Source organism: Variovorax boronicumulans (assembly GCF_029892485.1).
GTDB lineage: Bacteria > Pseudomonadota > Gammaproteobacteria > Burkholderiales > Burkholderiaceae_C > Variovorax > Variovorax boronicumulans_B.
Map to the genome: position 1 here is coordinate 14,049 of NZ_JARXVG010000020.1, position 23,069 is coordinate 37,117.

Below are 23,069 nucleotides of genomic sequence, written 5' to 3' on the forward strand. Positions count from 1 at the left end.
CGTCTTCAACAGATACGGAGTCTTCCATGAGTGAAATCAGTCGCACCGCCCTCTTCGGCAAGCTCAACTCGCTGGCCTACAAGGCCATCGAAGGCGCCACGGTGTTCTGCAAGATGCGGGGCAACCCCTATGTGGAGCTGGAGCACTGGTTCGCCCAGCTGCTGCAGGCGCAGGACTCCGACCTGCACCGCGTGATCCAGCACTACGGCCTCGATGTGTCGGTGATTGCCAAGGACATGACCGCGGCGCTCGACCGCCTGCCGCGCGGCGCCACCGCGATCAGCGATTTTTCTCCGCACATCGAGAACGCCATCGAACGCGCCTGGACCTACGCCACGCTGCAGTTCGGCGAGGCGCAGGTGCGCACGGGCTACATCCTGGTGGGCATGCTGAAGACGCAGAGCCTGCGCAATCCGCTCTTCAACCTCTCCAAGCAGTTCGAGAAGATCAAGGTCGAGGACCTGGCCGACAACTTCCCGAAGGTGTGCGACGCCTCGCCCGAATCTCAGATGCGCGCGCAGGACGGCACCGGCATGGGCAGCGGCGCCCCGGGCGAAGACTCGGGCGCGATGGCGCCCGCGGCCATGGGCAAGGGCGATGCGCTGAAGAAGTTTGCGGTCGACCTCACCGAGAAGGCCAAGAAGGGCGAGATGGACCCGGTGACCGGGCGCGACGAAGAGATCCGCCAGATCGTCGACATCCTCATGCGCCGCCGCCAGAACAATCCGCTCTTGACCGGCGAGGCCGGCGTCGGCAAGACCGCGGTGGTCGAAGGTTTCGCACAGCGCCTCGCGCGCGGTGACGTGCCGCCGCAACTCAAGGACGTGAAGCTGCTCACGCTGGACATCGGTTTGCTTCAGGCCGGTGCGAGCATGAAGGGCGAGTTCGAGCAGCGCCTGCGCCAGGTGATCGACGAGGTGCAGAGCTCGCCGACGCCGATCATTCTTTTCATCGACGAGATCCACACGCTCGTGGGCGCGGGCGGCGCGGCCGGCACCGGCGATGCGGCCAACCTGCTCAAGCCCGCGCTCGCGCGCGGCAACCTGCGCACCATCGGTGCCACCACCTGGGCCGAGTACAAGAAGTACATCGAGAAAGATCCGGCCCTCACACGCCGCTTCCAGGTCGTGCAGGTGCCCGAGCCCGACGAGGTGAAGGCGATATTGATGCTGCGCGGCGTGGCCAGCGTGCTGGAGAAGCACCACCGAGTTCAGCTGCTGGACGAGGCCATCGAGGCCGCGGTCAAGCTCTCGCACCGCTACATTCCCGCGCGCCAGTTGCCAGACAAGGCCGTGAGCCTGCTCGATACCGCATGCGCCCGCGTGGCCGTGTCGCAGCATGCGACACCACCCGAGGTTGAAGACTGCATGCGCCGCATCGAAGGGCTCACGGTCGAGCAGGAGATCATCGGCCGCGAGGCCACCATCGGCATCGACGTGACCAAGCGTTCGACGCAGGTCGAGGCGCTGCTGGTCGAATCGAAGCTGCAGCTCGAAGCGCTGAATGCGCGCTGGCAGGAAGAGAAGGGGCTGGTCGATCGGTTGCTGGAGTTGCGCAGCAAATTGCGTGCGGGCAATAAGCCGGTGGATGCAGCGCCTGCCGGCGGCGATGCGAACGCCGTCGTGCCCCCACCCCAACCCTCCCCCAGCGGGGGAGGGAGTGAAGACCGTGCGACGCTGTTGGCAGAACTGCACGAGCTGCAAGCCAAGATCCACGCGGTGCAGGGCGAATCGCCGCTCATCCTGCCTTCGGTCGACGAGCAGGCCGTGGCCTCCGTCGTCGCGGACTGGACCGGCATTCCCGTCGGCCGCATGGTCAAGAACGAAGTGGAGGCGGTGCTCAAGCTCGCCGACACGCTCAACCAGCGCGTCATTGGCCAGAAGCATGGACTGGAGATGATCGCGCGCCGCATCCAGACTTCGCGCGCACGTTTGGACAACCCGCAGAAGCCCATCGGCGTGTTCATGCTCTGCGGCACCTCGGGCGTCGGCAAGACCGAGACCGCGCTCGCACTTGCAGAAGCTTTGTATGGCGGCGAGCAGAACATCATCACCATCAACATGAGCGAATTCCAGGAGGCGCACACCGTCTCCACGCTCAAGGGCGCTCCGCCCGGCTACGTGGGCTACGGGGAGGGCGGCATCCTGACCGAAGCGGTGCGCCGCCGTCCGTACAGCGTGGTGCTGCTCGACGAAGTGGAAAAGGCCCACCCCGACGTGCACGAGATCTTCTTCCAGGTCTTCGACAAGGGCTGGATGGAAGACGGCGAGGGCCGCATGATTGATTTCAAGAACACGATCATCCTGCTGACCACCAACGCCGGCAGCGAGCTCGTGATGAGCATGTGCCGCGACCCCGAGCTGCTGCCCGATTCGAACGCGCTGGCCGATGCGCTGAAGGCACCGCTCATGAAGGTGTTCCCGCCCGCGCTGCTGGGCCGAATCGTCACGATTCCTTATTACCCGCTGTCGCCGGACATGATGAAGAAGATCGTGCGGCTGCAACTGGGCCGCATCAAGAAGCGCGTGGAGACCAACCACGGCGTGCCTTTCGAATACACCGAGGCGGTGATCGAGCAGGTGGTCGCGCGCTGCCAGGACCCGGAGTCGGGCGGCCGCGTGATCGACGCGATCCTGACCAACACGGTGCTGCCCACGATTTCCGTCGAGTACCTGCAACGCCTGGCTTCGGGTGGCGAGATCCGCCGCGTCGCGCTGGACGTGAAGGACGCCGACTTCACCTACGCCTTCGACTAAGAGTCCATCTTTCAAGAGCAAAAAATGGCCGACCACGAGTTCCGCATCGAGACCGATTCACCCGCCAAGGACGACCTGATGTTCTGGCGCATCGTGGGTCATGAGGCCCTTGCGCGCCCGTCGGCCTACGAGCTCACGGTGCTTTCGAAGAACAAGGCGCTCGATGCCAAGGACATCCTGGGCCGTGCCTTCGACGTGGTCATCGAGTTCCAGGACAAGGACGGCGGCAAGCACGAGCGGCACTGCCAGGGCCATGCGGTGCGCTTCGTGCGCGCGGGGCATGTGGGCCGGCATTTCGAATACCGCATCACGCTGCGCTCGTGGTTCTGGCTGCTCACCAAGCGCACCAACTCGCGCATCCTGCAGGACAAGAAGATCCTGGAGGTGCTCGACGCGGTGTTCGAGGACAGCCCGATCAAGCGCTTCAAGAAGACCAAGGCCGGCAACGTCATCGGCACCCACACGCCCCGGCGCTACTGCGTGCAGCACCAGGAGAACGACTACCAGTTCCTCTCGCGCCTGCTGGAGGACGAGGGCATCTACTACTGGTTCGATGCGCACGACGCGCCCGGCACCATGCACCTGTCGGACGCGAGCGATCTCGCGCACGAGAAGCTGCCGGTCGAAAGCACGCTGCGCTACATGCCCAGCGATGCGAGCGAGGCGCGGCACAACGAGATCTCGCGCTGGATCAGCTCGCGCCAGTTCGACACCGGCAAGCAGGCCTCGCGCGACAGCGACTTCAAGGCGATCAAGAAGAAGCTGGGCGCCACCATCGACGTGAAGGACGACCACGAGCTGGCCGACTTCGAGGAGTTCGAATTCCCGGGCGGCTATTTCACAAGCGACGACGGCGAGAACCGCACCAAGCTGCGCGGCGACGAGCTCAACGCGCGCCGCGACCGCCACTGGGCGCTGACCACCTGGCCCGACGTGACTGCCGGCCGCAGCTTCAAGTTCGAGGGCGATCCCGACGGCACGCGCAACGGCGAGTACGTGATCGCGGCCTGCACCTTCATGGCGAGCCATCCGGGTTATGAAAGCGTCGGCGCCGGCATGGCCGTGACACAGGACGTGCGCACCGCGCTGGCCGATGTGCTGCGCGACGATGCGGTGAACGCCGACACGCTGCAGGTGCTGGACGACCTGATCGCCAGCACGCCGATGCTCAACACCTCGCAGCCGGGCACCAGTGCATTTTTGATCACCGCAATTCCGCTGGAGCGCGCCTACCGCCCGCCGCGCCTCACACCGCGCGTGACCATGCCCGGCCCGCAGACCGCCATCGTGGTCGGCCCCGCCGGCGACGAACTGCACGTGGACGACCACGGCCGCGTGAAGGTGCACTTCCACTGGGACCGCTACGACGAGAGCAACGAGAAATCGACCTGCTGGGTGCGCGTATCGCAGCCCTGGGGCGGCAAGGGCTGGGGCGGGTACTTCATTCCGCGCATCGGGCAGGAGGTAATCGTCGATTTCCTCAACGGCGACCCGGACCGTCCGGTGATCGTCGGCCGCGTCTACAACGACGACCAGCCCATTCCGTACAAGTCGCCCACGCAGAGCGGCTTCAAGACCCGCTCCACGCCCGGCGGCGGTCCCGCGAACTACAACGAGATCATGTTCGAGGACAAGAAGGGCGAGGAGAACATCAACATCCACGCCGAGCTGGACATGAGCCGCAGCGTGGAGCGAGACGACTCGACGACGGTGGACCGCGACCAGTCGGTGACCGTCAAGCGCGACCAGACCCAGCACGTGGACCGCGACCGCAAGAGCACCGTGACGCGCAACGAGACCACCATGGTGGTGGTCGACCAGAAGAACACGGTGAAGGGCAACCAGAACAACCAGGTGGTGGGCAACCGCGACACCTTCATCGACAGCAACGACATGCTGAAGGTGACCGGAACCGGCACCCATGAGGTGGTCGGCGCACGCAGCGACATCTCGCGCGCCGGCGAGACCCGAACCGTGACCGGCAACCAGACCATCAACGTGAGCGGCAACCTGACCTACAAGGCCGCGAAGATGAGCTTCGAGGCCGGACACATCGACTGGATGGTTACCGGCTCCAGCTCCAAGTACATCACCGTGCCTACCGGTCCGCTGGCCCTGATGGCCAACAAGATCAAGCTGATGAGCAACACCGGCATCGAGTTGATGGCAGTGGGAAGCATCGACCAGACCTCGGTGGGTTCCAACACCACCGTTCTCGGGCCCAATACCAGCGGCTACATCGGCAACAACTCCGAGGCGAACCTGGGCATCACCAGCTCCACTTTCATGGGGCTGAGCATCGAGAACGCGGTGTCGCTGGCGATGAGCAACTTCATCGGCGTGTCGATCGAGAATGCGCTGGCCATCAAGCTCATCAACTGCGCGGCACCGGAGATCAAGGCCATCTCCACCGCCGACGTGAACCTGACGCCGCTGAAGGTCATCAGCCCGGGCGGCGCGGGCGGGCCCGCCTATGCCGCCGCTGTGGCCGGCGTCATTGGGCTGGTTGCCGGCGTGGGCACCGGGATCAAGGGCATCGGCGACACGCTGAAGCAGTACGACGAGGCGGCCGGCAAGCTGAAGGACGCTGCAAAAGAGGCGGAGGACGCAGGGCTGCCGGGGCTGGCGGGCCGGCTGTCCAAGCTGGCGCAGATCACGCGCGACCGGAGCTCGCAAGGCGCTGCGTCGGCGTACACCGGCGCGTTCGGGGTGTTCATGCCGATCACCTTGCCGTTGACGCTGGCCATGGGCGCGCTGGGGGCGGCCGCCACCGCCACCGACGACAAGGGTGCCGAAGCGCTGGGCGACGACAAGTCCACAAATGCCGACGGAACGAGCGCCAGCAGCTACCGCGAGAGGGGAACGTCCTGGACGCCACCCTCCGGTTCGGGCTCGGGCGGCAGTGGCTCGTAGGCAAGGCAGCACGCAGTCATGCACATCCTCAAACCCCAGGCGCTCGGCCTGTCGACGCGCCCCATCGAATTCCGCAAGCGCTTCGGCCTGAGCATCAGTGCCTGCCTGCACCTGCCGTTCGCACAGGCAGAGCGCGGAACGCTCTGGGCCGAGCAGTCGATGTGGTCCTTCCTCGCCAAGGAAATGGCCCAGCCGCTGATCGACGAAGGCGTGGCCAAGCTCACGCCGGAGTTCCTGGTGCACGGCAAAGCGTTTCCGCCCCCGGGCCAATCCACCGGCTGTGCCGTGCGGGCACGCTTCGGCACGCGGGAGAAAACACTCCTGGTGCTGGGAGACCGCTACTGGGATGGCGGCAATCCGAGCGAGGCCCGGCCTTTCGAGGAAATGCCAATCGACTGGTCCAGGGCCTATGGCGGACCGGATTTCCCCCTCAACCCCGGCGGACGTGGCCGGGCAAGGGTCGAAGGCGCGGCATGGCTGCCCAACATCGAACTGCCGAACGACCGCCTGCTGCGCCCCGACCAGGCCATCACGCCGGCCGGCATGGGCGCGCTGGACCTGATGCATCCGCAACGCGTGCAGTACCGCGGCACCTACGATGCCGACTACTTGAAGCAGCACGCGCCGGGGTTCGCGCCGGACGCCGACTGGCGCTACTTCAACCTCGCGCCGCCCGACCAGTGGATGGATGCGCCGCTTGCTGGTGACGAGCCGTTCTCGTTCGAGAACATGCACCCGCAGAAGCGGTCGATCGAGGGCCGCCTGCCGGGGCTGAAGGCGCGGGTCTTCGTCGGCTACGCGATGGCCGCCGGCGAGCCCAAGGTGCGCGAAGTGCCGCTGCGGCTGACGACGGTGTGGTTTTTCCCGCATGCGGAGCGCTGCGTCGCGATCTTCCAGGGCCTGGCAGAGGTCGGCACCGACGACGGCTCCGATGTAGTCAGCCTTCTGGGTGCGGTCGAGCGCGTGGGTGAGCCGCGATCCGACGCGCACTACCTGGAGGCCAAGGCCAAGCGCGCGGACCCGGAGATGGGCGCCATCTACTCGATCATCGACAGCGATCTGCTGCCCGAGGGCATCGACACTGCCGATCCCGACGTGGAGGCCGCGAAGGAGCCTTTCGCCATCGCTGGCCTGCAGGCCGAGACGCAGCGGTACCGGGCCGAGCTCGATGTGGAGATCGCGCGCGAGAAGGTCATTGCCATGGGCCAGGACCCCGACGCGCTGGGCATCCGCATGCCGCCGCGCGAAGCCGTGCCGACCGGCGATGCATTGCCGGCCTACCTGGCCAAACAGATGAAGGAAGCCAAGGCGCAGCAGTGGGCGGCGGTCGAGGTAGCGGTCACTGCGATCGAGAAGGCCCTGGTCATGGCCGACGAGAAGAAGGTGGACGTGGCCGCACTGCAGCACCGCGGGCCGCCCCTGTACAACGCCAAGCGCCAACTGGCCGAGATGCAGGCGCAGGCCAACGCAACGAGCAAGCCGATCGACCTCGGTGCCTTCTATCCAAAGCTGTGCCGCATCGAGGAGGCGCAACGCGTGGGCTATCTGCAGTCGGCGCACACGCAGCCGCCGGCCTTTGCGATGCCGCAGGAAGAGGCACTTCTCCTGCGCGCGGAGATCGGACGCGCGCGTTCTCTCGGCATCCTGTTCTTCGCGGAGATCGACCTCACGGGCGCCGATCTGTCGGGGCTCGATCTGCGCGACATGAATTTCGAAGGCGCATGGCTCGAGAGCGCGAACCTCGCGGGCTCCAATCTCTCGGGCGCCAACTTCTCGAGGGCGGTGCTGGCCCATGCCAATCTCGAGGGGGCGATTGCGATAGGCACGAAGTTCGTCAGGTCCAACCTGGGCAGAGCCCGGTTCGCAGGCGGCGTGTTCGATGAATCCGATTTTTCCGAGACGATGCTGATGCATTGCGCCTTCGCGGACACCCAGATGCGCCGGGCTAACTTCGCCAAGGCCAATCTGCTCGAGACGACCTGGGGAAACGCCGACTGGAGCGCGGCGAAGCTCCCGGGCCAGGTCTTCCACAAGCTCGATCTGAGCGGCATGCGCTGGCCGGATGCCGACCTGTCTGCATGCAGCTTCCTGGAGTCGGATCTCCCGGGCGTCGACATGCAGGGCGCGACGCTGGCGAGCGCGACCTTCGTGACCTGCAACCTGGAGGGCGCCAAGCTCATGGGCGCACACTGCGCCGGGGCTGTCGCCGTCAAGGGATCGAGCCTTGCGGCTGCCGACATGAGCCAGGCCGACCTGCGCAACTTCAATTTCGGGGGCGGCGACCTGCGCGGCGCAAGGATGGTGCGCGCGTTGCTGGATGGCGCCAATCTCTGCGAAGCCCGGCTCGACGAGGCCGATTTGCGGCTCGCGAGCGCGAAGGGCGCCCTGCTGCGCAAGGCCGTCTGCACCCGCGCCTTGCTGTCGGGCGTGAACTTCAGCGATGCCATCCTCCAGTCGGCCGACCTGCGCGGTGCCGATCTTCGCCGCAGCAATCTTTTCGGCGCCGATCTCAGCCGCGTGCGGCTGGACGGATCGACCAGCTTCGATGGCGCCCTGCTACAGCGTGCGCGCACCTGGCCGCGCCTGAGCCCCGAACAGCAGGCGGCCGCATGACGCCCCGACTGCTGGCATTGGCCGTGTGCATGGGCGAGGCGGTCGAAGGGCGCGATCTCGCCAAGGGCGGGTATGCCGGGCTCACGCTGGGCGGCGGCATCTTCTCGAACACGCGCCTGGCCGAAGCCGACCTTCGCGGTGCCGATCTGCGCGAGACCGTGTTCGAGCGGTGCGACCTGCGCGGTGCCATCGCTTCGGGTGCGAACCTGCGCAAGGCCGTCTTCAATCAGTGCCTGCTGGACCACGCGGACCTGCGCGGATGCAACCTGCATGGGGCGGTGTTCAGCGAATGCGACATGGCGCATGCCCAGCTCACCGATGCTTCGCTGTCGATGGCCACCGTGTCGCGCTGCAAGCTGGACCACGCGGGGCTGCGCGGGGCGCATCTCGGTTCTGCGGTGATCACCGGTTCGAGCCTGCTGGACGTGTGCGCGGACGACACCCACTGGCCCTACACCACCATGGAAGGCTGCGACCTGACGCACCTGACCTGGCATGGCGCCCGGATGCTGCGCAACGTGTTCTTCAAGACGTCGCTGAAGGGCAAGTCGTTCGCCGGGCTCGAACTGGAGGGCTGCCAGTTCACCGGCTCCGATCTTTCCGGGGCGGACTTCAGCGGCATCGTCTTGCGGCAGTGCAACTTTCAGGGCGGTAGCCTCGAGGGCGCAAAGTTCACCCAGGCGGTGGCACCGTCGACGATCTTCTGCGATGCCGTCGGAGGGGGCATCGACTTTTCCGGCGCACGTTTGCGGCAGGCGCTCTTTACCGGCGCCGCCTTGCCGGGCGCGCGTTTCGCCGACTGCGATCTGCATCAGACGCATTTCGCCGGCGCGAAGCTGCGTGGCGCCGACTTCACCGGCGCAGACCTGACCTATGCCGACTTCCGGCACGCCGACCTTGGCAACGCCGATCTGCGCCGCGCCCGGCTCATGCGCACTGTGCTGCACGGCGCCAATACCGAGAACGCGCAGATGACCGACCGCGCGAGTGCCATCGAGTCCGACCCGGAACTGGCCGCAGCCGAACGCTGGCAACCGGCGGTCGCCTAGCCGGCGCCTGGATAACTATCAGACACCAAAGGATTCCAGAGATGAACTCGACGATGCCTACCCCTCAGTCTTCGACCGCAACCGCGCCCGCCCGCTCGCGCAAGCGCCGTGCGGCCCAGCCCATCGGCGGCACCTGGTGCGTGGGCATCGTCGCCTTCGATGGCGAAGGCCGGCCGCAAGTGAACAGTGGCGACCAGCAACTGCGCGCCACGCGCGCGGCCAGCTGCCTGCTCGAGCCGGCCGCGGGCGACAGCGTCGCATGCCTGTGCATCGCGCCGGACGAGGTCTGGATCACTGCTGTGCTGCAGCGCGAGGAGGGCACGCCCAACGTGCTGCGCTGCCAAGACGGGCTGCGCATTGCCGTGGATGGCGGATCGCTCGAACTCGACGCGAAGCGCGTCGGTGTCAGCGCCGACGCGCTGGACGTGTTGACCCGCCAGGTCACCGTGTCCACCGAAACAGCGGAGGTCGTCGGCCGCGAGTTGAGCTTCATCGGCACCCGCATCCGGATCGTCGGCGCGATGCTGTCCTCGGTGATGGATCGGGTCCAGCACTTCAGCAAGAGCTACCTGCGCACCACCGAAGGCATCGACCGCGTATCGGCCACGCATGTCGAATGCGAGGCCGCACAGTTGATGCGCATCGAGGGCGAGCACACGCTGATCAACGGTCGCGAGCTGGTCAAGGCGCGGGGCGCGCAGATCCACTTCGGCTGAGGGAGCAACGGTCATGTTCGCCAACTGCCAGCTGATGGGCACCGACATGGGCTTCCCCGATGTCTGCGTCACGCCCGCCGCGCCGTCGCCGATTCCGGTGCCGTATCCGAACATCGCGATGGGACCGATGGCGATCCCGAACTGCCCCACGATCCTGATCATGGGCGGGCCGGCGCACAACCTGGGCACCACGATTCCCATGACCAACGGCGACAACGCAGGTGTGTTGCTGGGCGTGGCGTCGGGCACCGTCATGGGCCCGAGCCGCCATCTGACCGGCGCCTTCACCGTGCTGCTGATGGGCATGCCCGCCACGCGCCTGACCAGCGTCTCACTGCAGAACAGCACCAACTGCCCGGGCGTGCGAACGGTGCCGAGCCAGCCGCTCGTTCTGTTGCTGGCGCCATAGAGAAACATCGGTAAAGACCGGCGCTCCGGCGCCGCGGAAGGGGAGAAGGCCAACCCATGGCTGATCACGAATTCCGAATCGAAAGCGACTCGCCCGTCAACGGCGAGCTGATGTTCTGGCGCATCGTCGGCCACGAGGCGCTCGCGCGCGCGTCGACCTACGAGCTCACCGTGCTCTCGAAGAACCGCGCGCTCGACGCCAAGGACATCCTGGGCCGCGCGTTCGACGTGGTCATCGAATTCCAGGACAAGGACGGCGGCGTGCACGAGCGCCACTGCCAGGGGCACGCGGTGCGCCTGGAGCGCACCGGCCACGTGGGGCGCCACTTCGAATACCGCATCGGCCTGCGCTCGTGGTTCTGGCTGCTCACCAAACGTATCAACTCGCGCATCCTGCAGGACAAGAAGGTGCTCGACGTGCTCGACGCCGTGTTCGAGGACAGCCCCATCAAGCGCTTCAAGAAGACCAAGACCAGCAACGTCATCGGCACGCACAACCCGCGCCGCTACTGCGTGCAGCACCAGGAAAGCGACTACCAATTTCTATCGCGGCTTTTGGAAGACGAAGGTATCTATTACTGGTTCGACGCGCACGATGCGCCCGGCACCATGCACCTGTCGGACGCGAGCGACATGGCGCATGACAAGTTGCCGGTCGAGGGCACCCTGCGCCATGTGGCGACCGACACCACCGAGGCGCGCCACAACGAGATCTCGCGCTGGGTGAGCGCGCGGCAGTTCGACACCGGCACCTACGCATCGCAGGACAGCAACTTCAAGTCGATCAAGAAGAAGCTCGAAGCCGCGGGCGGTGCCCCCGACAAGCACGAGCTGGCCGAGTTCGAAGCCTTTGAATTCGCCGGCGGCTATTTCTCGGGCGGCGACGCGGACGACAAGGGCAAGCTGCGCGGCGAAGAGATCGTCGCGCGCCGCCAGCGCCATTGGGCGCTCACCACCTGGCCCGATGTGACGGCCGGGCGCAGCTTCACCTTCGAGGGCGACCCCGACGGCGTGCGCGATGGCGACTACATCATCGCGGCCTGCACCTTCGCGGCCAGCCATCCGGGCTACGAGAGCATTCCCCACAGCGCGCCGCGCATGCCCATCGAAGGGGCGCTGCGCGAAGCGCTCGCCGACGATGCGGTGAACGCCGAGGCGCGGCCCGCGCTCGAAGCGCTGATCGCCAGCGTGCCCGCACTGCGCACCGACCCGCAGGGCACAAGCGCCTTTCTGATCACCGCGCTGCCGGTCGACGTGCCGTTCCGCCCGCCGCGGCTCACGCCCCGCGTGGTGATGCCTGGCCCGCAGTCGGCCATCGTGGTGGGGCCGGCGGGCGAGGAGATCCATGCCGACGACTTCGGTCGCGTGAAGGTGCACTTTCACTGGGACCGCTACGACAAGAGCGACGAGAAGTCCACCTGCTGGGTGCGCGTGTCGCAGCCGTGGGCGGGCAAGGGCTGGGGCGGGTACTTCATTCCGCGCATCGGGCAGGAGGTGATCGTCGACTTTTTGAACGGCGACCCCGACCGGCCGATCATCGTGGGCCGCGTCTACAACGACGACCAGCCGATCCCGTTCGGCTCGCACACGCAGAGCGGCTTTCGCACGCGCTCCACGCCCAAGGGCAGTGCCTCGAACTGCAACGAGTTCCGCTTCGAGGACAAGAAGGGCGCCGAGCAGGTGTACCTGCACGCCGAGAAGAACCAGGACATCGAGGTCGAGAACGACGAGACCCATTGGGTCGGCCACGACCGCACCAAGACCATCGACCACGACGAGACCACGCACGTCAAGCACGACCGCACCGAGACGGTGGACAACAACGAGACGATCACCGTGCACGGCCAGCGCACCGAGACGGTGGACAAGAACGAGACCATCACGGTCCACATGAACCGCACGGAAACGGTGGACCTGAACGAGACCATCTCCATCGGGCAGAACCGCTCGATCACGGTGGGCGCGAGCGAGACAGCGACGGTGGCGCTGCAGCGCACGCACACGGTGGGGATCAACGAGACCATCACGGTGGGCGCGGCGCAGGAGATCACGGTGGGCGCGATGCAGGCGGTGACGGTGGGGGCGAGCCAGACGATCAACGTGGGCGCGAACCAATCGAGCAGCATCGGCGCGAACCGCTCGGTGGACGTGGGCGCGGACCTCACGACGACCGTGGGCAAGAACGAATCGCGCACCGTGGGCCAGGGGCGCACCACCAGCGTGGGAAAGGACGACTCGGTCACCGTCGGCAAGAACCTCGTCATCAGCGCGGGCGACTCGATCTCCATCACCACCGGCAGCGCCAGCATCACGATGAAGAAGGACGGGACCATCGTCATCAAGGGCAAGGACATCACGATCGACGCCTCGGGAAAGATCAATGCGAAGGCGAGCAGCGACATCGTGATGAAGGGTTCGAAGATCCTGCAGAACTGAACACCATCGACGGAGCACCACACCATGAGCGGCAGAGACCTGATCGAGAGCGGAATGCAGCAAGCCCTGGCCCCCTCGCCATGCGGCGGCGTGGTGACCGGCGAGCTGGTCGCCATCGCCGACGAGGGGCGCACGCCGCTCGTGATGTTTCCGGGCCAGCCGGGCACCGCGGCCGTGCGCGCGCGCAGCGTGGCCGACCTGCACGGCGCGCACATCGGCGCGGCGGTGGTGCTGATGTTCGAGGAGGCCGATGCGGCGCGCCCGATCGTGATGGGCGTGATTCGCGGGAGCGAGGGCTGGCCGCTCGCGGAGCAGCCGGCGCAGGTGGAGGTCGACGCCGACGGCGCGCGCATGGTCGTGAGCGCGCGCGAGCAGATGGTGCTGCGCTGCGGCAAGGCCAGCATCACGCTCACCCGCGCGGGCAAGGTGCTGATCCAGGGCAGCTACGTGCTCTCCCGGTCCACGGGCGTGAACCGGGTCAAGGGCGGTGCGGTGCAGATCAACTGAACGACCGAACGGACGGAGACCCGACATGGAAATCGTGAACGCCACCGGCATGACCGTCGGCTACACCATGGGCGTGGAACCCTCGGGACGCGAGCTGCTGGTGGTGGTGGTGAAGGGCACGTTCGCGATTCCCGCGGACGGCGGAACGGCGGAGCTTCTCGCGGCGCAGCGCCCATTGATCACGGCCGACACCTTCACCGGCGCGCCGGGGTATTCGGCGCCCGCGGAAGAGGTGGACTTCGCACCGCGCAAGCTGCGCTGCGACGTGCTGGTGTCGGGCAGCGCGCACGCGCCGCACGGCGAGCCCGCGCAGCGCGTGGCGGTGGGCGTGCGGCTCGGGCACTGGAAGAAGGTGTTCTCGGTCGTCGGCGACCGGCACTGGGAGGCGGGGCTCTCGGGTTGCCGGGCCTCGCTGCCGCTGCCCTTCGTCACGAGGGCCATCACCTACGACGTGGCGTTCGGCGGCGTGGACGAGCGCCACGAAGACCCGTCCCGGCACGCCGCCTACATGGCCAACCCGGTGGGGCGCGGCTGGCACCGCAACCTGCAGGCGCGCTTCGTGGACGGCGCGCCCTTGCCGAACACCGAGGCGCTCGATCACCCTGTCGACGCGCCCGACGGCGTCTTCGCGCCGATGGCGCTCGGGCCCCTCGGCAGGGGCTGGTCGGGCCGGCTGCCCCATGCGGGCACCTACGACCAGGACTGGATCGACAACACCTTCCCGTTCCTGCCGGCGGACTTTCGAGACGACTACTACCAGGCGGCGCCCGCCGACCAGCAGATCGCCCATCCTCTCGGCGGCGAGGAGATGGCGCTGGCCAACCTGACACCCGAGGGGCACACGCGCTTCCACCTGCCGTCGCGCGAGGTGCCCGTTACCTTCTTCCATCGCAAGGGCGGGCACGAGGAAACGCGCGCGGTGCTCGACACGATCGCCATTCATGCGGACCGGGGGTTTATGACGCTGGCGTGGCGCAGCACGGTGCCGCTGCGAAAGAACATGTTCGAGATCTCCAGCATCCTGGCGGGCACGAAGTCGCGCGGCTGGTGGCGCGCCCGCGCGCTCGGCAAGACCTACCACCCCTCGCTGGGCGAGCTGGTGCGCGGCCGGCGCGAAGCGCCGCAGGAGGCGGCATGAGCGCGACCCCTCTCGTCGTCAGCCGCACCGGCCTGGTGACAGGCGTCGGGCTCGACGCGGCGGCGAGCTGCGCGGCGATCCGCGGCGCGATCGACAACTTCCAGCAGACCGCGTTCAGGGACCGCAACGGCGAGTGGATCATGGGCTGCGAGGTCGCGCTACAGGCGCCGTGGCGCGGCGAAAAAAAGCTGCTGGCGATGGCCGCTCGCGCGATCGGCGAGTGCCTGGAAGGCTTCGACCGGGCCGCCTGCGAGGCGACGCCGCTGCTTCTTTGCCTGGCCGAAGCCGACCGGCCGGGCCGCGTCGTGCGCAGCGACGCGCAGTTCCTGCAAGCCTTGCAGCACGAGATGGGCTTCGACTTTCATCAGCAGTCCTCGGTCATCGCGCAGGGCCATGTCTCGGCCGCGGTGGCGCTGTACCGCGCGCGCGAGCTTCTGGATGCTTCGGTCGCCTCGCAGGTCCTGGTGGCGGCCAGCGACAGCCTGCTCGACGGCGCGGTACTTGCCGACTGCGAGGCGCGCGACCGGCTGCTGACGAGCGCGAATTCCGACGGCTTCATTCCCGGCGAAGGCGCGGCCGCGCTGCTCGTGGAGCCGCTGCGCGCGCAGCCGTGGGGGCAACTGGTGTGCCGCGGCATCGGCTTCGCGGTCGAGAAGGCCCACATCGATTCAGAGGAGCCGCTGCGCGCCGACGGACTCACTTCGGCCATCAAGCAGTCGCTGCGGGAGGCGGGCTGCGGCGAGAGCATCCTGGACTTCAAGATCATCGATGCCTCGGGGGGGCAGTACGTGTTCAAGGAGGCCACACTGGCGTTCGGGCGCATCGACCGCACCAAGCGCACCGAGTTCGACGTGTGGCATCCGGCCGACTGCATCGGCGAAGTGGGCGCGCCCGTGGGGCTCGCGATGATCGCCGTGCTCAAGGCAGCCTGCGAGAAGGCCTATGCGCGCGGCGACAACGTGCTGCTGCACATGGGCAACGACGACGGCAAGCGCGCCTCGATGGTCTTCTCCTGGCATTTCACGGGAGGGTGAGCATGGCCAACCAGGTCTTCGCGAACGGGCGGGAGGTGGCATGCAAGGCCGGCGCGGGCAAGACCATCTGCGCCACGCCCGACGTGTGCATGACGCCGCCGGAGAACCCCGCGACGCCGCCGGGCGTGCCCGTGCCCTACCCGAACACCGGGCTCGCGTCGGACACCACCGACGGCAGCCGCAGCGTGCAGATCTCGGGCCAGGAAATCATGTTGAAGAACAAGTCGTACTTCAAGACCTCGTCGGGCGACGAGGCGGGCAGCGCGGCCAAGAAGGGCGTGGTCTCCAGCAAAAACAAGGGCAAGGTGTATTTCATCGACTGGTCGATGGACGTGAAGTTCGAGGGCGAGAACGCGGTGCGCCACCTGGACAAGACCACAAACAACCACGGCAGCCCGACGGCCAACGAATCCATCCCCTGGCCGTTCGTCGATTCGATGGCCGACGGCGACATCGACAAGACCGCGTGCGACGGCGACAAGGCACGCGAGGAGCGCGCCTGCGCCGAGTACAAGCCGGCCAAGAAGAACGGCAAGGATGTCTGCGCCGAGACCGGCCTGGCCGGCGATTTCGCGTCCATCAAGGCAGACCTGCCGGGTGCCGCGAAGCGCGCGAGCGAGAACGAGTGCGCCGCCGCGCGCCGCTGCCGCCTCGTGCCTTACCAGGCCTCGCCCAAGGCGGAGGACGGCATCAAGGGCTGCTGCCCCGCGCAGACCGGCGACCACATCGTGCCGAAGAGTTCGTTCTTCAAGGACAGCTATGGCGGCAAGCCCATGACGGGCTGGAAGAAATACCGCATGGAGGATGCGCCGTGCATGTGCACCGAAGGCGGCAGCTGCTCCGGAACGCACGGCCTGCGGCACACGCACCACAAGACCACATCGGACGTGGCGCACGGCACGCACCGGTCCTTCGACAAGGAAGTGACGCACTGCGCCGCGGGCGCGAAGGCCGTGGCCCCGCACTGCGACCAGAAATGCATCGAGGCCCAGTTGAAGGAAGGGCACAAGGGGCTGGGCGATGCGAGCAAGGACGTGAAGCATTCATCGACCGGCAAGACGGACATCGAACACTATTCGTCGCTGCAGGACACCATCAACAAGACGGCCGGCTCGCTGGGCGCGCCGCTGCCGTGAACACAAGGAGCCGCCATGGCCGAGAAGGTATCGATCCAGCGTGAGTTCGTGCGGGGCGCGGCGCGCCTGGCGGACCTGGTGTACGTCATCAGCCAGATGAAGACGCTGCTGGAACAGGACATCGCCCACGTGAGCCTGGTGGGGCTCTACAAGGGCAACTGGGGCGACGCCTTCAACACCACCTGGAACGCGACCGCGGTCGCCGTGGCGAAGCTGCCGTCGCAGAAGCTGGTGCTCATCGGCGAGGACGGCGACGTCGCCACCTACGTGGGCGGGCGGCGCGAGGACGAGACGATCGCGCCGCAGCCCGTGATGATCCGCAACGCGCGCGAGATCGGCGGCCACGTGCATGCGTGCGGCAGCAAGCGACAGGTCTTCAAGCGCACCGGCGATCGGCAGTGGATCGACATGAGCGCGCCGCGCGCCGCGCAGACCGAGGTGTTCGGCTTCGAGGCGATCGACGGCTATGCGGACAACGAGATCTACGCGGTCGGCTGGGCCGGCGAGATTTGGCGCCACGACGGCGCGGCATGGACGCAGTGCGGCAGCCCCACCAACGTCATCCTCACGGCCGTCTGCTGCGCGGGCAACGGCCTCGTGTATGCCGCGGGACAGGGCGGCGTGCTCGTGAGCGGACGCGGCGATGCATGGACGCCCGTGGATTGGGAAGACGAAGTCACGGCCGACCTGTGGGACCTGTGCTGGTTCCAGGACAGGCTGCACGTGGCGACCATGTCGGGTCTCTACACGCTGGATGCGAACCGCCTCGTGCCGGTGGACTACGGCGCGATGGGGCCGGTCACCGGCTACAGCCTCAGCACGGCGCAGGGCGTGCTCTGGTCGGTCGGGAAAGCCGACGTGGCGTCGTTCGACGGCACGGCGTGGCGCAGGTACGACTGAGCGGGCGCTCCGCATGACCGCCGCCACCATCGCACGCAGCGCGGCCGCGCCGGTGGCGCTCGTCGTGCAGCGCCACGCGGAAGAAGCCGCGCTGCTGTGCAATCAGCGCTTCTTCCTGGCCGCTTCCGGGCACACGAAGCTGCATCACCTGCGGCGCCTGGACGACAGGTTGGCCGCGCACCTGGATGGCCTCGCGGTGGCGCGCGATGCGGGCAGCAGGGCCTGCGACGAGGCGCTCGCGCGCGCCGGGCGCGGCGAGGTGTTCGCGGCCATCGTGCTGGCACTGGAGAACCACGACCTGCCGCGGCTCGATCGCCTGCTGGCCGTCGCCGAGCTGCTGCCCGAAGTGCGCGACGCGGTCGCACTGGCCGGCGGCTGGGCGTCGGGCGAGTCGCTGCGCGGCATCGCGAAGGACATGCTCGATGCGCCCCACGCGTTTCGCCGCGCAGTCGCCATCGCCGCCTGCGACTTCCACATGGTCGACCCCGGCGAGGCGCTGAATGCCGCCGTTGCCGATGCCGGCGTGGTGCTGCGCGCACAGGCGCTGCGCGCCGCGGGCGAATGCGGCAGGCGCGATCTCGCGGCCGCATGCCTGGGCGCGCTGGAAGACGAAGATGCCGGCTGCCGTTTCTGGGCCGCGCGCTCGGCCGTGCTGCTCGGCGAGCGCCACAAGCCGATCCATGCGCTGCACGACGCGACGCTGCTGCCCGGCACGCCGCACGGCCGCCTCGCGCTGTCGCTGCTGTTCAAGCTCGCGACGCCGGCACAGGCCGCGCCGTTGCTGGCGGAGATGCTCGACAAGCCCGCCCACGTGCGCGACGCCGTGCGCAGCGCGGGCACGGTGGGCGACACGCGGCTGGTGCCCTGGCTCATCACGCAGATGGAAGACCCGGCACTCTCGCGCCTTGCGGGCGAAGCGTTCAGTACCGTCACCGGCCTGGACCTGGCCTGGCTCGACCTGGAGCGCAAGCCGCCCGAGGGCATCGAGTCCGACCCCGGCGATGCGCCGGAAGACGAGGACGTCGCCATGAACGAGGACGACGGACTGCCCTGGCCCGACCCCGCGCGGATCGGCGCCTGGTGGGCCGCCCACGGGCACGGCTTTGCGCCGGGCGAGCGCTACTTCATGGGCGCGGTGCCGTCGTGGGCGCATTGCGTGGGCGTGCTCAGGCACGGCTGCCAGCGCCAGCGCATGGCGGCCGCGGAATACCTCTGCCTGCTGCGCCCCGGCAGCAAGCTCTTTCCGACGGGCGCGCCGGCCTGGCGCCAGCAGCGCTGGCTCGCGCAATGGCCGGACGAATGAACACCACGGATGGCCGCGAAATACATCCTCGCCGCACTGGCCGCCGCCTTCCTGCTCGCGGCGGGGCTGCGCTGCGCGAGAGGCGGCTCGGTGCGCGATGCCGCCGTGCGCACCTGGCTCCTCATCGCCTTCATCTTCATCGCCGTCGCCGCCTGGCTGCAATGGCATACCTCTTAAGGCGAGATTGCCAACGTGCCCCACGGAATGAATACTCCTTCTGAGTTTTTTCGCCCATGTACGCCCGTGCGTGATGGGCGCTGTTCGGGCATAGAAGGGCCTAGAGCCTCGGGGGCCGTTTCATGATCCATATCGCTGTCATCACCCGGCAAGGCGCTCCGGCGGGGCAGCCCATCGCGGCCGATTTCGGGCCCAACGGGGGCACCATCGGCCGGGCCGACACCAACACGCTGGTGCTCGACGATCCCGACCGCACCGTCTCGCGCGTGCATGCGCAGGTGCTGTGCCGCGACGGGCAATATTTCGTCATCGACCGCGGCAGCAATCCGATGCAGTGCAACGGCGTGTCGCTGGGTTCGGGCAAGGAAGCGGCGCTCACCGATGGCGCGCGGCTGGTGGTCGGCAGCTTCGAGCTCAGCGTGCGCATGACGGCCGCGGCGGCGCCGCCGTCGCTGGCGATTCCCAACACCATCATGTCGGCGCCGGCCGCCGCGCCGACAGGGGGCACGGGTGACGATCCGTTTGCGGATCTGCTCGCGGGGCTCGGCTCGCCGCCGGCAGCCGCGCCGGCTTCGCCCGGTGCGGCCAGGACGCCCGCGCCGGCCATCTCCGACTCGCTGCTCTTTCCCGACCCGATGGAAACGGGCTCGCGCAACGCACAGGCCGCGCAGGTCGATCCTTTCGCCAACCTGCTCGGGCCCACGCCGGGTTCCGCGCCGGCCGCGGGCATCGGTGCGCTCGACGATTTCTCCGACCTGGGCGCGCCGCCCGCGCACGGCAAGGCGGCCGGCATCGACGAGCTCTTCAGTGGCATGAACAGTGGCGGCGGCATCGGCGGCGATCCGCTTGCGCTGTCGCCGCTGGCCGATCCGCTGCTGCAGCCGAACACGGCGTCCTCGGCCGATCCGCTCGCCGCATTGCAGAGCGCCGCGCCCGCCACGCCGATGCCGCGCTCCGATCACCTGCCGATCGACCAGTTCGGCTTCACGCCCCCGAATGCGGTGACGCCACCGCCGCCACCACCGCCGCCTCCACCACCACCCGCGCCCCGGCCGGTGTCCGCGGCACCCGCGGAGGCGCTGCCGCAGTTCGACGACATCACAGGCCAGCCCATACGCATCAGCGGCCCCGACGTCGGCATCCGGCCGCTGGAGCCACTGCCTCCCCTGCCGCCGCCTCCTGCTGCTCAACGCGCCCATGTGCCGGTTGCAGCGGCCGCGCCCCGCGCCGAGCGCACGGCTTCCGACGACGAGTTGCTCGCCGCCTTCCTGCGCGGCATCGCCAGCACGCACCAGCCGCCCGAGATGCTCACGCCCGGCCTCATGGAGCGCATCGGCTCGATGCTGCGCAGCGCCACCGAGGGCACGCTGCAGCTGCTGCTCACGCGCCAGGAGTTCAAGCGCGAGGTGCGTGCCGAGGTCACGATGATCGCGGCGCAGGCCAACAACCCGCTGAAGTTCTCGCCCACGGTGGAGGTGGCGCTCGCGCACCTGCTGGGGCCGGGCGTGCGCGGTTTCATGCCGCCGGAGGCCGCAATGCGCGATGCCTTCAACGACCTGCGCGCCCACCAGTTCGGCGTGATGGTGGGCATGCGCGCGGCGCTGGCGCATGTCATCACGCGCTTCGAACCCGCGGAGCTCGAGAAGAAGATCAGCGCCAAGTCGGCGCTCGATGCGCTCTTCAGCGCCAACCGCAAGGCCAAGCTCTGGGACCAGTTCGTGGCGCTCTACGGCGGCATCGCGAGCGAGGCGGAAGACGATTTCCACAACCTCTTCGGAAAGGCATTTCTCGAAGCCTACGAAGAGCAGATGGCGCGCCTGAAGTCCGACGGGCAGTGAGCCCGGCCGCGGCAACCACAACAACACCAGCAATCGCGAGGCACCCCGCTTGGAAATCGAAATCGTCACCTTGTCCCGACAGGGCGGCCGCAGCTACAACGAGGACGTCCATGGCCACTGGCATGACGAGCGCTACGTCGCCTGCCTGGTGGCCGATGGCGCGGGCGGCCATGGCGGCGGCGACGTGGCCGCGGCCACGGCGCGCAGCAGCATGCTGGGCGGCTTCTCGACGGCACCGGGGCTGGACGAATTCACGCTGCGCACGCTGGTCGAGCAGGCCAACCGCGACGTGGTGGCGCGCCAGGCCGAGGGCGGCAAGCTCGCGGGCATGCGCTCCACGGTGGTCTTCGCGGCCATCGACCTGGAGAGCCAGGCGCTCGCCTGGGTGCACAGCGGCGACAGCCGCGCCTATCTCTTTCGCGGCGGCGCCATCGTGGCGCGCACCACCGACCACAGCCTGGTGCAGCAGATGGTCGCGGGAGGCATGCTCGACGAGGAGGGCGCACGCCTGCATCCGCAGCGCAACATGCTGCTGTCGGCACTCGGCTCGATCGAGGAGGCGCCCGACATCGCGGTGTCCGACCGCATGCGCCTCGTGGCGGGCGACGTGCTGCTGCTGTGCAGCGACGGCGTGTGGGAGCCGCTGGGCGACGAGTGCCTGGTCGACACGCTGCACGCCGCGCGCACGCCCAGCCAGTGGACCGAGCTGCTGGACACGCAGATCAAGGCGCACGCCAAGCCGGGCCACGACAACTACACGGCGCTCACGCTGTGGGTGATGCCCGACGAGAACGACGACGATGCGACGCGGCTGATGCCGGCGGTGGAAGAAGTGACGATGCCGGCGCCGATCGACGAGCCTGCGGCGGCGCCCGACAAGCCCTGAGAACGAACGGCGGCTCGCAGGCCGCCCGCCTGGGCCGGCCCGCGGCGTCGCGATGTCAGGGTTTTTTCGGCCGGTAGGCCTTGAGCGTGCCCGTCACCGTCACGTCCACCGTCACGACCACGAGGGCCGATTCCATCTTGCCGTTGTCCTGCCGCTTCATCGACTTGCGGGTGGTGGTCGAGGTCGAGCTGTCCTTCCAGCGGATCGTGCTGGAGCGCACCGCTTCCTTGTTGCCCTTGTAGTTCTGCTCCAGCACCGTGATGACGCCGGTGCCCGGGTTCTTGGAAAGGACGGAGGTGTGGTGCGGGTGGCCGACCGTCACGGAGGGATCGTCGATCCAGCCCGAGTCGTCGGCGAAGGTGACGTCGGTCGTGGTGGTCGTCGTCATCTCGTAGTCGCGGTACTGGAGGATGTCGCCGGGCAGCGCATCCTTGAGTGCGACTTCGTCGCCCCAGATGTAGTCGTCGTCGTCACCCATCGGACCGAAGTCCGACGAGGTGCCGGCGCCGGCCTGGAGCAGGGCCTTGTTGGCCAGGTCCCAGCATTCGCGTGCGCCGACGTGCTTGCCGGCCTGGGCGCTGGCCCATTGGACGACCTTGGGATTGAGTGTTGCCATCGCGTGTCTCCGGCTGAAGAGGGGTGAAGCGGCCTCCGGCCGCTGTCGGCAGCCGGAGAAGCGCGTCAGACCTTCTTGTTGGCCGCGATGTCCCAGCCGGTTTCCTTGGTGCCGTCGCCGGAACCGTCGGCCTTCTGGGGCGTGTACTCGTACTTGAACTTCGAGAAGTTCAGCGTGATGTTCTCGGTCAGGCGGTCTTCGCCGCCGCTGCCGCCGGTGTGGATGCTGCTCACCAGGATGTCTTCCATCGTGAGCTTGATGTACTCGAGCGGCGTGGCGCCGGCCTTGCGGACCACCAGCGTGCCCTTCTTGATGTGCTGGCCGTTGCAGCAGTCGAGCAACAGCAGGTGCGAGGCGGAGTCGACGTACTTGGTGACCGAGATGTCCTGCACGCTTACCTTGCCGGCGCCCGAGCCACCGCCGACGTGGCCGGTGCCGGACTGGCTGGCGCCCCAGCTCCAGGCGAGGATGTCGATTTCCTTCTTGTGCCCGTCGTCCTTGGATTCGCCGTCGACGCCCTCGAGCTTCAAAAACATGTCTGCAGCCATGATGCTTACCTTTCAGTTGTGTGTGAGTCAGAGAAAAAGGGCTTCCGTGCGGTGCCTAAGCGTTGGTGCCCGGGAGCTATCAGGAGAACGAGCAA

The 23,069-nt window shown here is 67.8% G+C and carries 18 protein-coding genes; 16 read left to right on the top strand and 2 right to left on the bottom strand.

All coding sequences use genetic code 11. The features are described 5' to 3' along the window. Positions 1 to 26 precede the first annotated feature (26 nt). The 16 genes from tssH to M2282_RS29325 all read left to right on the top strand — a co-directional run bounded on the left by tssH (position 27) and on the right by M2282_RS29325 (position 21,810). A complete protein-coding gene (gene tssH / locus M2282_RS29250) occupies positions 27 to 2,756 on the top strand; it encodes a type VI secretion system ATPase TssH (protein ID WP_280812281.1) in 2,730 nt (909 codons plus the stop codon). Positions 2,757 to 2,780: 24 nt separating this feature from the next. Beyond that, on the top strand, positions 2,781 to 5,669 hold the full coding sequence (locus M2282_RS29255) for a type VI secretion system Vgr family protein (protein WP_280812282.1): 2,889 nt from the start codon (positions 2,781 to 2,783) through the stop codon (positions 5,667 to 5,669). Between the two features lie 18 nt (positions 5,670 to 5,687). After that, positions 5,688 to 8,282: a DUF2169 family type VI secretion system accessory protein gene (locus M2282_RS29260; RefSeq protein ID WP_280812283.1), complete on the top strand. Its 2,595-nt coding sequence runs from the start codon at positions 5,688 to 5,690 to the stop codon at positions 8,280 to 8,282. Between the two features lie 29 nt (positions 8,283 to 8,311). After that, complete coding sequence (locus M2282_RS29265) at positions 8,312 to 9,331, top strand: pentapeptide repeat-containing protein (RefSeq protein ID WP_280812284.1); 1,020 nt, start codon at positions 8,312 to 8,314, stop codon at positions 9,329 to 9,331. 53 nt (positions 9,332 to 9,384) lie between these two features. After that, entirely contained in the window at positions 9,385 to 10,047 is a 663-nt protein-coding gene (locus M2282_RS29270) for a DUF3540 domain-containing protein (protein WP_280812285.1), read from the top strand. A gap of 13 nt (positions 10,048 to 10,060) precedes the next feature. After that, positions 10,061 to 10,456, top strand: a complete 396-nt coding sequence (locus tag M2282_RS29275; RefSeq protein WP_280812286.1) for a DUF4150 domain-containing protein — start codon at positions 10,061 to 10,063, stop codon at positions 10,454 to 10,456. 56 nt (positions 10,457 to 10,512) lie between these two features. After that, positions 10,513 to 12,891 carry a type VI secretion system Vgr family protein gene (locus M2282_RS29280; protein ID WP_280812287.1) on the top strand — a complete coding sequence of 793 codons (2,379 nt, stop codon included), beginning with the start codon at positions 10,513 to 10,515 and terminating at the stop codon, positions 12,889 to 12,891. Positions 12,892 to 12,915: 24 nt separating this feature from the next. Beyond that, on the top strand, positions 12,916 to 13,398 hold the full coding sequence (locus tag M2282_RS29285) for a DUF6484 domain-containing protein (RefSeq protein ID WP_280812288.1): 483 nt from the start codon (positions 12,916 to 12,918) through the stop codon (positions 13,396 to 13,398). Positions 13,399 to 13,423: 25 nt separating this feature from the next. Beyond that, the gene (locus M2282_RS29290; protein WP_280812289.1) at positions 13,424 to 14,536 is read left to right on the top strand and encodes a DUF2169 family type VI secretion system accessory protein; all 1,113 of its coding nucleotides are present in this window, start codon (positions 13,424 to 13,426) and stop codon (positions 14,534 to 14,536) included. Then, complete coding sequence (locus tag M2282_RS29295) at positions 14,533 to 15,570, top strand: hypothetical protein (RefSeq protein WP_280812290.1); 1,038 nt, start codon at positions 14,533 to 14,535, stop codon at positions 15,568 to 15,570. The genes M2282_RS29290 and M2282_RS29295 overlap by 4 nt, the downstream gene beginning before the upstream one ends. Positions 15,571 to 15,572: 2 nt before the next feature. Then, on the top strand, positions 15,573 to 16,706 hold the full coding sequence (locus M2282_RS29300; RefSeq protein ID WP_280812291.1) for a PAAR-like domain-containing protein: 1,134 nt from the start codon (positions 15,573 to 15,575) through the stop codon (positions 16,704 to 16,706). A 15-nt stretch (positions 16,707 to 16,721) separates the two neighbouring features. Further along, positions 16,722 to 17,606 (top strand): hypothetical protein, encoded by an 885-nt coding sequence (locus tag M2282_RS29305; RefSeq protein ID WP_280812292.1) that lies wholly within the window; start codon positions 16,722 to 16,724, stop codon positions 17,604 to 17,606. A 13-nt stretch (positions 17,607 to 17,619) separates the two neighbouring features. Then, entirely contained in the window at positions 17,620 to 18,909 is a 1,290-nt protein-coding gene (locus tag M2282_RS29310; RefSeq protein WP_280812293.1) for a TIGR02270 family protein, read from the top strand. Between the two features lie 9 nt (positions 18,910 to 18,918). Next, a complete protein-coding gene (locus M2282_RS29315; RefSeq protein WP_280812294.1) occupies positions 18,919 to 19,086 on the top strand; it encodes a hypothetical protein in 168 nt (55 codons plus the stop codon). Positions 19,087 to 19,208: 122 nt separating this feature from the next. Beyond that, a complete protein-coding gene (gene tagH / locus M2282_RS29320; RefSeq protein WP_280812295.1) occupies positions 19,209 to 20,924 on the top strand; it encodes a type VI secretion system-associated FHA domain protein TagH in 1,716 nt (571 codons plus the stop codon). Between the two features lie 49 nt (positions 20,925 to 20,973). Further along, positions 20,974 to 21,810: a PP2C family protein-serine/threonine phosphatase gene (locus M2282_RS29325; RefSeq protein ID WP_280812296.1), complete on the top strand. Its 837-nt coding sequence runs from the start codon at positions 20,974 to 20,976 to the stop codon at positions 21,808 to 21,810. Between the two features lie 55 nt (positions 21,811 to 21,865). On the opposite strand, the gene M2282_RS29330 is transcribed toward M2282_RS29325, so the two are convergent. Both M2282_RS29330 and M2282_RS29335 read right to left on the bottom strand, forming a co-directional pair. Continuing rightward, the gene (locus M2282_RS29330; protein ID WP_280812297.1) at positions 21,866 to 22,426 is read right to left on the bottom strand and encodes a hypothetical protein; all 561 of its coding nucleotides are present in this window, start codon (positions 22,424 to 22,426) and stop codon (positions 21,866 to 21,868) included. A 65-nt stretch (positions 22,427 to 22,491) separates the two neighbouring features. Further along, positions 22,492 to 22,974 (bottom strand): Hcp family type VI secretion system effector, encoded by a 483-nt coding sequence (locus M2282_RS29335; protein WP_280812298.1) that lies wholly within the window; start codon positions 22,972 to 22,974, stop codon positions 22,492 to 22,494. Between the last annotated feature and the right edge of the window lie 95 nt (positions 22,975 to 23,069).